The 919-nt window shown below is 35.3% G+C and carries 1 protein-coding gene; it reads right to left on the minus strand.

The genetic code is table 11. The features are described 5' to 3' along the window. On the minus strand, window positions 1–635 hold a 635-nt coding region (locus ACFIO3_RS14165; protein ID WP_375608908.1), incomplete at its 3' end, for a DEAD/DEAH box helicase family protein. Window positions 636–919: the final 284 nt, after the last annotated feature.

Consider the following 919-nt stretch of genomic DNA (forward strand, 5'->3'; position numbering starts at 1 on the left):
AAAGTCTTCCCCGTTCCACATGCCATAATGAGTTTGCCACGGTCTGCTTCTTGTAAACCTTCACAGACTTTCTTGATGGCTTCTTCTTGATGGGGACGAGGCTCTTTTGTTGATTTCAGAAGAACTTCTTGTTTTGTTGCAAATATTTGCCAATCTATCCGACTGTTTTCCATATGACGAAGGTCAATACGATAAACGGGTATCGCTTGTCCTTTAATCATGGCATTCACATTGTCACTTAATTCTACTTGCGTGCTATCAACGAGAAGACGATATTTAAAGATGTCTTTTCCAGATGCCGCGATAAAGCTATCAATATCCTTTTTACTGATCTGATGGTCTGCTTGATAAAACTTACATTGAATAGCCACATAGCCCTCTTGATGACGAAGCTTGGCAACCAGATCAATGCCGATATCATTTTTATTCCAATCTTCACGTTCTTTTGCCCATTCATAATAGGTTTCTACCTTTTCGTAGCGCCCATAATGAAGAGGGTCTTTCGTCAAGTAAGCTATGACAAGGTTTTCAAACAAGGTTCCTAATTCACGAAGTGATTTAGCTTGTTGACGATAATATTCCAACAGAGAGCGTAAAGTGACATGTTCATTATCAGACTTAATAGATTGCAGCATATTGTAATAAAAATCCCTTGCCTTATGAGATGATCAATAATCATCAAAAGAATCAAAACGAATTCAATCAAATTGACTTAAAGCAAATAACGATAAAAATGGGAAAAATTGATAAAAAAAGCCGATATTTTTTCAAAAGGAGTTTTAAAGGTTGCTTATCAACAGTCCATGACATGGAATAAGATCAGCAAAGTAGTGAAATTTGTTATTCATTTCACGGATTAATCAAAATAAATGTACTATGTACTTTAAAATATCAGAATGAGTAATTTGATAGGTTTTAT

The sequence above is a fragment of the Bartonella sp. AD328YNZD genome (assembly GCF_042196425.1).